Consider the following 12610-nt stretch of genomic DNA (forward strand, 5'->3'; position numbering starts at 1 on the left):
GGCCACGGGCGTTTGTTCATTTGACGGCGCGGGGCCGGGACGCACAAGGTCCGCCGTCCATCCGGGGGAGACTTGAGATGAATCGCCGCGACCTGCTGACCACCGCCTCCGCCGCGCTCGCCGCGACCGCCCTCCCCGCCATGGCCCACGCCAAGTCCCCTACCGGAGCCTCGATGCCCAACGCGCCCGTCCCGCCCGTCGCCAAGAAGATCCCCGTCACCATCGAACAGCTGGGCCGCACCCGGACCGACGACTATCAGTGGATGAAGGACGACAACTGGCAGCAGGTCCTGCGCGACCCATCGCTCATCAAGGCCGACGTCAAGGAACACCTGACCGCCGAGAACGCCTATCGCGAGGCCATGATGCGCTCGACCGAGCCGCTCCAGCAGGAGCTGTTCGAGGAGATGAAGGGCCGCATCAAGGAGGACGACAGCTCCGTCCCCCTGCCCGACGGTCCGTGGGAGTATTACACCCGCTTCGAGGCCGGCCAGCAGCACCCGCTCTACTGCCGCCGTCCCAAGGGCCGGACCGACGGCGAGGTCGTCCTGCTGGACGCCAACGCGCTGGCCGAGGGCAAGGCCTATTCCTCGGTCGGCGAGACCGAACACAGCCGCGACCACCGCCTGTTCGCCTATGCCGAGGACGCGCAGGGCTCCGAGGTCTACCGCATCTTCATCAAGGACGTGGCCTCGGGCCAGTCCGTCGGCGCGCCGATCGAAAGCGCCATGGGCGGCCTTGCCTTCTCGGCGGACGGCGACTGGATCTTCTGGATCAACCGCGACGACAACGGCCGCTCGGACAAGATCCTCAAGCGCCGGGTGACCGGCGGCGACATCACCACCGTCTATGAAGAGCCGGACGACGGCATGTACATGGGGCTGGGCCGCAGCGCCGACGACAAATACATCCTCATCACCTCGGCCAACGGCGAACAGTCGGAATGGCGCTACGTCCCCGCCGACCAGCCGGATGCGGCGCCGGTCCTGATCGAGCCGCGCCGCGAGGCCCTGCGCTATGACGCCGATCACTGGGGCGACCGCTGGGTCATCCGCACCGACGCCGACGGCGCCGTGGACTTCAAGATCGTCACCGCCCCCACCGACGCCCCGGGCCGCGCCAACTGGACCGATCTGGTGCCGTTCACCGCCGGTCGTCTGATCGAATCGGTCGCCGCCTTCTCGGGCCATCTGGCCCGGGTCGAGCGCCACGAGGCCAACACCCGCATCGTCATCCGCACCCGCGCGGGCGAGGAGCACGCCATCGCCGTGGACGAGCCCGCCTATGTCCTGGGTCTGGGCGGGACCTATGAATACGACTCGCCGATGACGCGGTACGTCTACACCTCGCCGTCCACGCCCGCGCAGACCTTCGACTACAACATGGCCACCCGCGAGCGGACCCTGCGCAAGACGCAGGAGGTCCCGTCGGGCCACAACATCGCCGACTATGTGGTCGAGCGGCTGAACGCCCCCGCCTCGGACGGCGAGCTGGTCCCGGTCACCATCCTGCGCCGCAAGTCGACCCCGGTGGACGGCTCGGCGCCGGTCCTGCTCTACGGCTACGGATCCTATGGCATCCCGATGGGCGCCGGGTTCAACACCAACCGCCTGTCGCTGGTCGACCGCGGCTTCATCTACGCCATCGCCCACATCCGGGGCGGCTCGGACAAGGGCTGGGGCTGGTTCCTGGCCGCGCGCCGGATGACCAAGAAGAACACCTTCACCGACTTCATCGCCGCCGCCGAACACCTGATCGACAAGAACTACGCCCGCGCCGGCAACATCGTCACCCACGGCGGCTCGGCCGGCGGCCTGCTGATGGGGGCGATCAACAACATGCGCCCCGACCTCTGGGCTGGGGTCATCGGCGACGTGCCCTTCGTCGACGTCATCAACACCATGTCGGACGTCAGCCTGCCGCTGACGCCCGGCGAATGGCCCGAGTGGGGCGATCCGATCACCGATCCCGCCGCCTACGACTACATGCTCAGCTACAGCCCCTACGACCAGGTCGAGGCCAAGGCCTATCCGGCCGTGCTGGCCACCGGCGGCCTGTCGGACCCACGCGTCACCTACTGGGAGCCCGAGAAGTGGGTCGCCAAGCTGCGGCCCGCCACGACCTCGGGCAAGCCGGTCCTGCTCAAGATCAACATGACCGCCGGCCACTTCAGCTCGTCGGGCCGGTTCGACTATCTGAAGGACATCGCCGTGGTCTACGCCTTCGCCATCTGGTCGATCCAGAAGGGCTGGGAACAGGCCTGAGCCCCGCGAGCGAACCGATGAGCCCCATCCTGCGCGACACCGTCGCCGCCGACCTGCCGGCGATCACCGCCATCTATGCGGACGAGGTCCTGCACGGTACGGCGACGTTCGAACTGGTCCCGCCGGACGAGGCCGAGATGGCGTCGCGCCTGGCCGGGGTCCGGGCGCTGGACCTGCCCTGGCTGACGGCCGAGCTGGACGGCGCGGTCGTCGGCTACGCCTATCTGTCCCCGTTCCGGCTCCGCCCCGCCTACCGCTACTGCGTCGAGCTGTCGGTCTACCTCGCCCCCGAAGCGCGGGGACGGGGGATCGGCCGGACCCTGATGCAGGCCCTGATCGACCGGGCGCGCGTCATGGGCCTGCGCCATCTCATCGGGGCCATCGGCGACAGCGCCAACACGGCCTCCATCGCCCTGCACAAGGCCGCCGGCTTCCGCGAGGCCGGGGTGTGGCGCGAGACCGGCTGGAAGTTCGACCGCTGGATCGACGTCGTTCTGATGCAGCTGGACCTGACGCCCGACGGCCGCCCGCCAGAGGGCGAGGGCCTGCGGCTCTGACGGCTCGCCCTCAGTGCGGGGCGATGTCGTCCGGCGGGGTGGTCAGCCACGGCGCCAGGCGGAACCGGCGCGGGGGCTCGCCGACCGTCCGGTGCAGGATGAACTGGCGGGCGAAGTTCACCACGGCGCGGATGGTGTGCTCGTCGAACGGCTTGGACACCGCGCCCAGGGCGCCGGCGAAGCCTTCCGGGATCTGTTCGGGGTTGGCGGTCAGGAACACCACGGCCGTGCCGTACTCGCCGACGATTCGCTGGGCGATCTGCGGGCCGGTGATGCCGTCCAGCAGGTTCACGTCGATCAGGGCCAGGTCCGGCCGTTCGCGCTCGGCGATCGCGAACGCGCCCGCCTTGTCCATGGCGCAGCCCACGACATCGCAGTCGGACTCGCCCAGCACGAGTTCGAGCTCCATCGCCAGCAACGCCTGGTCTTCGACAATCATGACCCGAAGGTCAGGCAGGTCGGACAACTCCACACCCCCAACGCTAACCAGACCTCTTTACCATTACTGTGTCCGCTAGCGGACGGTCGAACGCGTGATTGGCTATTTGGTTCGGCGTGGGGTAAGAATTTCCGGCCTTTTCAATCGTTGGGGGAACGATGGCCGCGGTAGCGGAAGACCGAATTGTCGAGCTCGAGCGACGCTTGCTCGGCGGCTACCAGCTCCTGCAGACGTTGGTGGGGATTCGCCTGCGCAGCGTCAGGGATCCGGAGAGCATCCGCCACCTGACCTGGCTCAGCGACGTCACCGCCGCCATGCAGCTGATCAGCCGCCGTATGACCGCCGAAGGGCCGCTGGACTTCGCCGGCTATCTCGACGACGTCGCCGCCTTCTGGAGCCGGGCCTGCGAAGGCCGCCCCGTGCGGCTGGACGTGCGCGGCCAGGCCACCCTGCTGCCGGACAGCCATCTGCTGCCTATGGCCATCATCACTCACGAGCTGATCTCCAACGCCTGTCGTCACGCCTTCCCCGACGATCGGCGCGGCTCCATCGCCGTCGCCTTCTCGCGCGCGGTCGGCGGGGTCAGCCTGGTGGTGCGCGATTCGGGCGTCGGTGCCGACGTCATCGAGCCCGGCGAAGGCCTGGCCCTGGTCCACGGTCTGGTCGAGCACCTGGGCGGCTCCATCGCCATCGAGACGGCGCCGGGCGCCGGCGTGGGCGTGCGCATCCGCCTGCCGCTTGAGACGGCGCCGACGCACTAGGCCTCGCGGTCCGCGGTCCTGTCCCGGCGCTCGCGGGCGAGGACCGCGCGGTTGGCGGTCGTCCACTCCCGGCGCGTCCGGCCCATGCGGGCGGCGGCCATGTCCGGCGCGGTCGGCACCCGGCGCTTCACCGTCGGCTTGATCCGGCCGTAGCGCCGCCGCGAATAGGCCCGGGCGCAGTCCATGCAGTGGCGATAGTTCCGGGCCGCATAGGACGCATGCCAATTGCGTCCCTCCTGAAGGATGACCTCGCACTCCCGACATCTGAACATCGCCGCACACGCCCGCACCTCGGGCGTCGACCGCCCCGTTTCCGCAACTGGAGAGCCGCACACGCGGCGAGCCGGTCAGAGGAACGCGCCGCGCTGTCGCGAGCGGTTCGTGGGAGGGCCTGTCAGAGGACGAGGCGGATGGCTGGGGAACTAGGACTCGAACCTAGAATGACGGTACCAAAAACCGTAGTGTTACCATTACACCATTCCCCAGCAGGTCCGGCGCAGCCCCGCCCGGAAGCGAGGAGGCGGTCGGATACGCCAAGGCCGCGCCGGACGCAATAGGTCTTTTCGAGCAATGGCGTTGTGAGGCTTTCGGGGCCGTCCAGACTATTTTCGGGAAGGCCGTTTCGGCGCTTGCGGGGGGGAAAACCCGTCGCTATAAGCCCCCTCCTCAAGTCGGAGTGTGGCTCAGCCTGGTAGAGCACTGCGTTCGGGACGCAGGGGTCGGAGGTTCGAATCCTCTCACTCCGACCATTCTTTCAAGGGGTTCCCGAAGCCCCTGGAAGCGAGCGAATGAGCGCCCCACGGGGCGCTCTTTTCGTTTCAGCCCCCCGCCCTGGACGCCACATCCGCCAGATGCGCCCCGACGCGCTCGATGGTGCGCTCGCCCAGGGCCTTGCGGCGGGCCAGCAGCTCCGGCGAGCCGGCGTCGTAGTCGGTCATCAGCTTGCGTACGAAGGCGCCCGACCGGACCTCGGACAGCACCTCGTCCATGGCGGCCTTCGAGGCCTCGCCGATGATGCGCGGCCCGGTCAGATAGGCGCCGTACTCGGCCGTGTTGGAGATTCGCCCGAAGGCGCCGGCGACGCCCTTCTCGAACATCAGGTCGGTGACCAGCTTCAGTTCGTAGAAGCATTCGAACCACGCCACCTCGGGCGGATAGCCGGCGTTCACCAGCTTCATGAAGGCGCCGTCGACCAGTTCGGCCACGCCGCCGCACAGGACCACCTGCTCGCCGAACAGGTCGCTCTCGCACTCCGCTGCGAAGGTGGTCTCCAGAATGCCCTTGCGGCCGCAGCCCAGAGCCGCGGCGTAGGACAGGCCCAGGGCGTGCGCCCCGCCCGAGGCGTCCTGATGCACCCCGAACAGGCAGAAGACCCCCTCCCCGGCCTCGTACAGGTCGCGGATGCGCGGCCCGATCCCCTTGGGCGAGGCCAGGATGACGTCCAGGTCGGCGCGCGGCGCCACCAGCCCGAACCGCACCGACAGGCCATGGGCGAAGATCAGCGCCGCGCCGGGCTGGATGTTGGGCTCCAGTTCGTCGCGCCACAGGTCACGGTGCGCCTCGTCCGAGACCATGACGGCGACCACGTCCGCGTCCGCCGCCGCCTCACCCGCCGTCAGGACGGGGAAGCCGTCGGCCTGGGCCTTCGCCCGGGTCGCCGACGACGCCTTCAGGCCGATGACGATGTCGGCGACGCCCGAGTCGCGCAGGTTCAGCGCATGGGTCCGGCCCTGGCTGCCGTAACCGATCACGGCGACGCGCCTGCCCTGAATTATGGACAGATCGCAGTCCCGGTCATGGAACGCGGGCAGAGGCGTGGCTATGTGCTGGGTCATGAGCAACGATCTAACGCCTTCCGACGTCGTCGGCTTCTGGAAAGAGGCCGGACCCGACAAGTGGTACAAGAAGGACGAGGCGTTCGACGCCCTGTTCCGCCATAGGCTCAAGGCCGGGCACTGGGACGCGGCGGCCCGCCGGCATGACGACTGGATGGAGACGCCGGAAGGCGCTCTGGCCCTGATGATCCTGCTGGACCAATACCCCCGCAACAGCTTCCGCGGCTCGGCGCACCAGTTCGCCACCGATCCCCTGGCGCTGGCGTTCGCCAAGGCGGCGATCGCGCGCGGCTATCTGTCGGCCTTCGCCCCCGACCTGCGCCAGTTCCTGGTGATGCCGCTGATGCATTCCGAGGTTCTGGAGGATCAGGACGCGCTTCTGCCCCTGTGCGGCGACATGCCCGAGACGCTGAAGTACGCCCACGTCCACCGGGACATCATCGTCCGCTTCGGCCGCTTCCCGCACCGCAACGCCTGCCTTGGGCGGACGACGACGGCGGAGGAGCAGGCGTTCCTGGACGGCGGCGGCTTCGGGGGCTGACCGCGTCAGGTCAGGCCGTTGCGCCGGGCGTAGGCCTCGACCGTATCCTTGGCCTGCTTCAACCCCATCCCCGGGTTGGCGTCCTTCAGCGCCTTGATGGCGTTGATCAGCGCGCCGTTCTGCAGGTGGTGATGCACCTCGGGCGGCACGGTGAGCGGTTCGGAAGCCGGCGGGGGCGCCGCTGATAGGGTCGAGGCCAGCGACGCCCGTGCCCCGGCTTGGCGGCGCAGGCGGCTGACGTCGCTGGGATCGCCCCGCCGGCCCGCGGTGAAGCGGCCCAGGCCGAAGCCGACGGCCAAGGCGACGAGGGCGATCAGCAGCACGGCGACATCAGACATGGCGATTCCCGGCGTCCCTGGGGACTGTCCTGTGCAAAGGCGAATCATGGAGGCGCGGTTCCCGCTCGAATCAGGCAACCTGTGTGGATGACCGCCCAGTTCCTCGCTGCAGACATTCAGGCCCGCACGGGAGCCATCCCGGCGGATCACCCTGAGTGGCAGTACCTGAACCTGCTGCGCGACATCCTGCAGAACGGGGCGCAGCGCGACGACCGGACCGGCACCGGGACGCTGGGCGTGTTCGGCCGCCAGATGCGCTTCGACCTGTCCAAGGGCTTCCCGGTCCTGACGACCAAGAAGCTGCACCTGCGCTCGATCATCGTCGAGCTGCTGTGGTTCCTGCGCGGCGAGACCAATATCGGCTGGCTGAAGGAAAACGGCGTCAGCATCTGGGACGAATGGGCCAACGCCGAGGGCGAACTGGGGCCGGTCTACGGCAAGCAGTGGCGCTCGTGGTCCGCCCCGGACGGCCGCGTGATCGACCAGATCGAGAAGCTGGTCCACGGCCTGAAGACCAATCCGAACGGCCGCCGCCATATCGTTTCGGCCTGGAACCCGGCCGACGTGGACGACATGGCCCTGCCGCCCTGCCACTGCCTGTTCCAGTTCTTCGTGGCCGACGGCAAGCTGAGCTGCCAGCTGTACCAGCGCAGCGCCGACGTCTTCCTGGGCGTGCCGTTCAACATCGCCAGCTACGCCCTGCTGACGATCATGATGGCGCAGGTGACGGGACTGGAGCCCGGCGAGTTCGTGCACACCTTCGGCGACGCCCACCTGTACCTGAACCACATCGAGCAGGCCGAGCTGCAGCTGAGCCGTCAGCCCCTGCCCCTGCCGACGATGACCATCACGCCGAGGGACGACCTGTTCGCCTACCGGCTGGAGGACTTCGTGCTGGAGGGCTACCAGCCCTGGCCGCACATCAAGGCGCCGGTCGCGGTCTAATGTCCCTCGATATCAAGGGTCTGCAGGACTCCGTCCTGCGCATCTCCGACATCTACGCCCGGGAGCACGGCATAGACCGCGGCAAGGCGGCGTCCGGCGACTGGGCCCTGCTGAAGGTGCAGGAGGAGCTGGGCGAACTGGTCGCCGAGCATCTGCGCGTCACGGGCCGGGCGCGCGGCGCGGCGGATCACGACAAGCTGGGCGATGAGGCCGCCGACGTGCTGGGCATGCTGCTCATCTACTGCCGGGCCGCGGACATCGACATCGAGGCGGCTATGCAGCGGAAGTGGCTGCACTGGCTTGAGACGGCGCCGGCGCAACCCTGATCGATCAGGCCGTCGCCGGCGCGACCATCTTCATCCGCCGCAGGTCGTCGGCCAGGGTCCCGACGTCATCGTCGCGCTCGACCTTGATGGTGTTCTTGCCCATGCCCATCGAGATGGTGGCGCGGTAGGCGACCACCTGACCCTCGGCCACCGTGACCTGGACGATTTCGCGCTTGTTCTGGGCGGCGGCCAGGCCGACGAAGCCGACGCTGAGCGTGTGGGCGCCGGGATCGACCTCCACGGCCGTGAACTGGGGCGACTTGAGCTGACCCAGCACGCGGTCGTCCAGCGCCACCTCCATGCCCGCCGCCTTGCCGACGAAGCCCTGCCGATGGACGATGATCAGGGCCTTGCCCGGCGAGGGGCGAAACGCCAGCACCGCCGCCTTCTGCTCTTCCGAAGCGGCGGGCCCCGCCTTCGTCCCCTGCAGATTGGCCATGATGTAGCCGGTGAACAGGCCCGCGATGAGCGGGACATACCAGGCGGCGAAACCACGGAAGCCGATCAGGCCCAGGAGAAAGCCGACCACCACCGTGACGACGACGCCGGTGACGATGGCGGGAAGGTATTTGCGCATGCGGATCTCGCACTGAGGGGGACGTGGGCCCCTTGAAGCGGATGAGAACCTTGACCGTTCCCGGCGGCGGACATCGACATCGGGCCGTCGCGCCGGCCCGGTCGAAGACCGGCGTTCCTGCAACCTAGCGTCACCTTGAGACTCGGCGCACCGTCGCGATCGACCCCGCGCGAGGCGGGGCCGTAGCAACGGGGAGGTTGCCGTGGTGAAGACGTTTTCGGCCGAGTTCGTCGGCACGATGGTTCTGGTGCTGTTCGGGTGCGGGGCGGCGGTTCTGGGCGGGTTCGACCATGTCGGCCAGCTGGGCATCGCCCTGGCCTTCGGGTTCGCGATCGTGGCCATGGCCTATGGTATCGGACCGGTGTCGGGCTGCCATGTGAACCCCGCGGTCAGCCTGGCCGCCTTCGTGGCCGGGCGGATGTCGCTGAAGGACATGGGCCTGTACTGGGTCGCGCAATTCCTGGGCGCGGTCGCCGGCGCGGCGATCATCGGGCTGATCGCCAAGACCGGCTTCACCAGCCTGGGGGCCAACGGCTTCGACGCCGGGTCGCCGGGCGGCTACGGCCTGCATGCGGCGCTGGTCTTCGAGGTCGTGGCCACGGCCATCTTCGTGGTGGTGATCCTGGGCGTCACCGGCGACAAGGGCCACGGCGCCTTCGCCGGTCTGGCCATCGGCCTGACCCTGGCGGTGATCCACATCGTCGGCATCCAGGTGACGGGAGTTTCGGTCAATCCGGCGCGCAGCTTCGGCCCCGCTCTGCTGCAGGGCGGCGAGGCCCTGACCCAGGTCTGGGCCTTCTTCGTCGCCCCGGCCGCCGGCGCGGTGATCGGCGCCCTGCTGTTCCGCTTCAAGGTGCTGGAACCGGCCGCCTGATGGCGTAAGAACAGGCGGCGGCCGCACGGGCCGCCGCCTGTTTCGTTCGAGGTCCGCTTGCCCCTGCCCATCATCGCCCTTGTCGTCGCCCGGGGTTCGAACGGCGTGATCGGGCGCGACGGCGACCTGCCGTGGCGGCTGCGCAGCGACCTGCAGCGGTTCAAGGCCATCACCATCGGCAAGCCCTGCATCATGGGCCGCAAGACCTGGGAGAGCCTGCCGCTACGGCCCCTGCCCGGCCGGCTGAACGTGATCCTGACCCGCGACGAGGGCTGGGGCGACGACGGCCAGGCCAAGGGCGCGCTGGTCTGCCGGACGCTGGACGAGGCCATCGAGATCGCCCGAGAGACGGCCCAGGACGATGGCGTCGACGAGCTGTGCGTGATCGGCGGCGCGGGCCTGTTCGAAGCCGCCCTGCCCCGCGCCAAACGGCTCTACATCACCGAGGTCGACGCGGCGCCCGAGGGCGACGTCCTGTTTCCGGCCTTCGACGAGAGCCAGTGGACGGAAGTCACATCCGAAGCGCATCCTGCGGGCGAGAAGGACGACCACGCGTTCGTCTTCCGCACCCTTGAAAGGCGCTGACCATGCTGATCGTGACCACCAACGACGCCCCGGGCTATCGGATCGTGAAGACCATCGGCGCCGTGCGCGGCATCACCGTGCGCTCGCGCAACGCCGTCAGCGACATGGTCGGCGGCCTGCAGTCGATGCTGGGCGGCCGCGTCGGCGCCTATGTGAAACTGGCCGAGACCTCGCGGGCCGAGGCCCTGTCCGAACTGATCCAGCACGCCGAGCAGATGGGCGCCAACGGCATCCTGGCCATGCGCTACGACGCCAACGAGATCATGCCCGGCATCACCGAAGTGCTGGCCTACGGCACCGCCGTGGTGATCGAACCGGAGTGAAGCGGCCTAGCTGAGCGTCAGCATCGCCTGACGTTCGAAATCCATCAGCTCGTCATGACGGCCCTCGCGGATCTTCTCGACCCAGCGGGGATCGGCCAGCAGGGCGCGGCCGACGGCGACGAGGTCGAACTCCTCGCGCTCCAGCCGTTCGATCAGCCCGTCCAGCGAGGCCGGCTTTGAGCCCGCGCCGCCGAAGGCCGCGATGAACTCCCCGTCCAGCCCGACCGAGCCGACGGTGATGGTCGGCAGGCCGGTGACCTTCTTGGTCCAGCCGGCGAAATTCAGGTCCGACCCCTCGAACTCCGGCTCCCAGAAGCGACGCTGCGAACAGTGGAAGACGTCCACGCCGGCCTCGGCCAGCGGCGTCAGCCACTGCTCCAGCTCCGCCGGATCGTGGGCGTTCTTGGCGTCATAGGCGCCGCCCTTCCACTGCGACAGGCGCAGGATCAGGGGCAGGTCGGGGCCAACGCCTTCCCGGACGGCGCGCACCACCTCGGCGCCGAAGCGCGAGCGCTCGCCGATGGTCGAGCCGCCCCACTGGTCAGTGCGAACGTTCAGGACGTTCCAGAAGAACTGGTCGATCAGATAGCTGTGGGCGCCGTGGATCTCGACCGCGTCGAAGCCGAGCTCCCGTGCGGCGCGGGCCGAGCGGCCGAAGGCGGCGATGGTGTCGGCGATGTCCTCGTCGGTCATGGCCTCGTATTTCGGCTTGCCTAGGCCGACCAGGCCCGAGGGGCTGTCGACCTTGCCCAGCGGCTCCCACTCGGCGCCCTGGCCCCGCGCGGCGCCGACGTGCCAGATCTGGGGCGCGATCAGACCGCCCGCGGCGTGGACCTCATCCACGACCTTCTTCCATTCCGGCAGCGCCTCGCCGTGGAAGACCGGGACGGCGGCGTCGTTGCGGGCCGCGGGACGCTCCACCACCGTGCCCTCGGTGACGATCAGGCCCACCCCGCCCTCGGCGCGGCGGCGATAGTAGCCGGGCACGCCCTCCGACGGGATGCCGTTGGGCGAGAAGGACCGGGTCATCGGCGCCATGACGATGCGGTTGGGCAGCGTCAGTCCCTTGATGGTGAAGGGACGGAACAGGGCGTCGATGGACATGGATCGGCTCTCAAGGAAGACTGGAACCGGCAAGGTGGCGAATAAAGTTTCTTTTGGAAACCCTCAGAGGCCGAGTTTTTCGCTGACCGCTTTCGCGAAGCCCGCGAACCGCAAGGCCACGGCGCCGTTCGGATCGGCCAGCACCACCGGCGCCCCGGCGTCGCCGCCCGTGCGCACAGCGGCGTCCAGCGGCACGTCGCCGAGGAAGGATACGCCGAGGCGACCGGCCTCGGCCTCGCCTCCGCCCCGCCCGAAGACATCGCCGCTCATGTTCTCGATCAGGCCCAGAGTCGGGACGTTGACCTTCTGGAACAGGGCGTGGGCGCGGCGGGCGTCGGCCAGCGCCACCTCCTGCGGGGTGGTGACGATGACGGCGCCGTCCAGCGGCGTCTTCTGGATCAGGGTCAGCTGGATGTCGCCGGTGCCGGGCGGCAGGTCGACGACGAGGATGTCGAGCGGCGCGTCCTCCGTGCCCCAGCGGGTCTGGGTCAGCATCTGGGTCAGGGCCTGCGAGGCCATGGGGCCGCGCCAGACCATGGCGTCCTCGGCCCGGGTCAGCAGACCGACCGACATGGCCTTGAGCCCCCGGGTCAGGTGCGGCTGCATCATGCCGTCGACGTATTCCGGCTTGCCCGAGAGGCCGAGCATGGTCGGGATCGACGGCCCGTGGACGTCGGCGTCCAGCAGGCCGACGGAGAGGCCGCGTGCGGCCAGGGCGGCGGCCAGATTGACCGAAACCGTGGACTTTCCGACCCCGCCCTTGCCCGAGGCGACGGCCAGGACGCGGCGGACGTGGGCGGGTCGATCCGTAGGCACCGGAGCCTTGGCGCGGGTCTGGTCGACGGCCTGGGGCGAGAGGGAGGCGGTTCGCACGGGCCGCGTCGCGGCGACGGCCTCGGCGGTCAGGACGACCGAGACGCGGGCCATGCCGGGCAGCGCCTTCAAGGCGGCCTCGGCGGCGTCGCGAACCGGAGCGTACAGCCGGGTGTCGCCCGCCGGGACCTCAATGACGAAGCCTGCGCGGTCGTCCGCGACGGTCAGGCCCTGCACCAGGCCGGCGGCCATCAGCCCCTGCCCGGACTTCGGGTCGAGGATAGCGTCGAGGGCGGCGATGACGGCGGCTTTGTCGGGCAAGGCGAAA

The 12610-nt window shown here is 69.2% G+C and carries 16 protein-coding genes and 2 tRNA genes; 10 read left to right on the forward strand and 8 right to left on the reverse strand.

The window, feature by feature from the left end:
• Positions 1-77 precede the first annotated feature (77 nt).
• Positions 78-2264 carry a S9 family peptidase gene (locus tag AC3WRV_RS12195; protein WP_492313463.1) on the forward strand — a complete coding sequence of 729 codons (2187 nt, stop codon included), beginning with the start codon at positions 78-80 and terminating at the stop codon, positions 2262-2264.
• 17 nt (positions 2265-2281) lie between these two features.
• Positions 2282-2821 (forward strand): GNAT family N-acetyltransferase, encoded by a 540-nt coding sequence (locus tag AC3WRV_RS12200; protein ID WP_492313464.1) that lies wholly within the window; start codon positions 2282-2284, stop codon positions 2819-2821.
• A 10-nt stretch (positions 2822-2831) separates the two neighbouring features.
• On the opposite strand, the gene AC3WRV_RS12205 is transcribed toward AC3WRV_RS12200, so the two are convergent.
• Positions 2832-3260 carry a response regulator gene (locus AC3WRV_RS12205; protein ID WP_291833608.1) on the reverse strand — a complete coding sequence of 143 codons (429 nt, stop codon included), beginning with the start codon at positions 3258-3260 and terminating at the stop codon, positions 2832-2834.
• Positions 3261-3496: 236 nt separating this feature from the next.
• Here AC3WRV_RS12205 and AC3WRV_RS12210 point away from each other — a divergent pair, with 236 nt between their 5' ends.
• Positions 3497-4021: a sensor histidine kinase gene (locus AC3WRV_RS12210; RefSeq protein WP_492313465.1), complete on the forward strand. Its 525-nt coding sequence runs from the start codon at positions 3497-3499 to the stop codon at positions 4019-4021.
• On the opposite strand, the gene AC3WRV_RS12215 is transcribed toward AC3WRV_RS12210, so the two are convergent.
• Together AC3WRV_RS12215 and AC3WRV_RS12220 are read right to left on the reverse strand one after the other, a co-directional pair.
• Positions 4018-4206 carry a hypothetical protein gene (locus AC3WRV_RS12215; protein ID WP_291833602.1) on the reverse strand — a complete coding sequence of 63 codons (189 nt, stop codon included), beginning with the start codon at positions 4204-4206 and terminating at the stop codon, positions 4018-4020. The two genes, AC3WRV_RS12210 and AC3WRV_RS12215, sit on opposite strands and share 4 nt — an antisense overlap.
• 226 nt (positions 4207-4432) lie before the next feature.
• A tRNA-Gln gene (locus tag AC3WRV_RS12220) sits at positions 4433-4506 on the reverse strand.
• 187 nt (positions 4507-4693) lie between these two features.
• On the opposite strand from AC3WRV_RS12220, the gene AC3WRV_RS12225 reads away from it, so the two are divergent.
• Positions 4694-4770, forward strand: a tRNA-Pro gene (locus AC3WRV_RS12225).
• A 69-nt stretch (positions 4771-4839) separates the two neighbouring features.
• Here AC3WRV_RS12225 and ilvC read toward each other — a convergent pair.
• Positions 4840-5856 (reverse strand): ketol-acid reductoisomerase, encoded by a 1017-nt coding sequence (ilvC, locus tag AC3WRV_RS12230; RefSeq protein ID WP_492313466.1) that lies wholly within the window; start codon positions 5854-5856, stop codon positions 4840-4842.
• Here ilvC and AC3WRV_RS12235 point away from each other — a divergent pair.
• Complete coding sequence (locus AC3WRV_RS12235; protein WP_492313467.1) at positions 5855-6397, forward strand: DUF924 family protein; 543 nt, start codon at positions 5855-5857, stop codon at positions 6395-6397. The genes ilvC and AC3WRV_RS12235 overlap by 2 nt on opposite strands.
• A gap of 5 nt (positions 6398-6402) precedes the next feature.
• On the opposite strand, the gene AC3WRV_RS12240 is transcribed toward AC3WRV_RS12235, so the two are convergent.
• Positions 6403-6735, reverse strand: a complete 333-nt coding sequence (locus AC3WRV_RS12240) for a ribosomal L7/L12 family protein (protein WP_291833594.1) — start codon at positions 6733-6735, stop codon at positions 6403-6405.
• Between the two features lie 87 nt (positions 6736-6822).
• Here AC3WRV_RS12240 and AC3WRV_RS12245 point away from each other — a divergent pair, with 87 nt between their 5' ends.
• Together AC3WRV_RS12245 and AC3WRV_RS12250 are read left to right on the forward strand one after the other, a co-directional pair.
• Positions 6823-7680: a thymidylate synthase gene (locus AC3WRV_RS12245; protein WP_492313468.1), complete on the forward strand. Its 858-nt coding sequence runs from the start codon at positions 6823-6825 to the stop codon at positions 7678-7680.
• Complete coding sequence (locus AC3WRV_RS12250) at positions 7680-8006, forward strand: phosphoribosyl-ATP pyrophosphohydrolase (protein ID WP_492313469.1); 327 nt, start codon at positions 7680-7682, stop codon at positions 8004-8006. Before AC3WRV_RS12245 ends, AC3WRV_RS12250 begins: the two co-directional genes overlap by 1 nt.
• 4 nt (positions 8007-8010) lie before the next feature.
• Here AC3WRV_RS12250 and AC3WRV_RS12255 read toward each other — a convergent pair whose 3' ends face one another.
• Complete coding sequence (locus tag AC3WRV_RS12255; protein ID WP_492313470.1) at positions 8011-8583, reverse strand: hypothetical protein; 573 nt, start codon at positions 8581-8583, stop codon at positions 8011-8013.
• A 202-nt stretch (positions 8584-8785) separates the two neighbouring features.
• Between AC3WRV_RS12255 and AC3WRV_RS12260 the strand changes: the two genes are divergently transcribed.
• Genes AC3WRV_RS12260 through AC3WRV_RS12270 form a run of 3 tightly spaced genes read left to right on the forward strand, consistent with a single transcriptional unit; the run spans position 8786 to position 10365 of the window.
• On the forward strand, positions 8786-9457 hold the full coding sequence (locus AC3WRV_RS12260) for an aquaporin (RefSeq protein WP_492313471.1): 672 nt from the start codon (positions 8786-8788) through the stop codon (positions 9455-9457).
• A 57-nt stretch (positions 9458-9514) separates the two neighbouring features.
• Positions 9515-10042: a dihydrofolate reductase gene (locus AC3WRV_RS12265; protein ID WP_291833583.1), complete on the forward strand. Its 528-nt coding sequence runs from the start codon at positions 9515-9517 to the stop codon at positions 10040-10042.
• Positions 10043-10044: 2 nt separating this feature from the next.
• Positions 10045-10365, forward strand: coding sequence for a YbjQ family protein (locus AC3WRV_RS12270; RefSeq protein ID WP_291833581.1), 321 nt, complete (start codon positions 10045-10047; stop codon positions 10363-10365).
• 6 nt (positions 10366-10371) lie between these two features.
• Here AC3WRV_RS12270 and AC3WRV_RS12275 read toward each other — a convergent pair whose 3' ends face one another.
• Positions 10372-11469 carry an NADH:flavin oxidoreductase gene (locus tag AC3WRV_RS12275; protein ID WP_492313472.1) on the reverse strand — a complete coding sequence of 366 codons (1098 nt, stop codon included), beginning with the start codon at positions 11467-11469 and terminating at the stop codon, positions 10372-10374.
• A gap of 63 nt (positions 11470-11532) precedes the next feature.
• On the reverse strand, positions 11533-12603 hold the full coding sequence (locus AC3WRV_RS12280; RefSeq protein WP_492313473.1) for an Mrp/NBP35 family ATP-binding protein: 1071 nt from the start codon (positions 12601-12603) through the stop codon (positions 11533-11535).
• Positions 12604-12610 lie beyond the last annotated feature (7 nt).

Source organism: Brevundimonas sp. EU05-FHT14B11 (assembly GCF_058790835.1).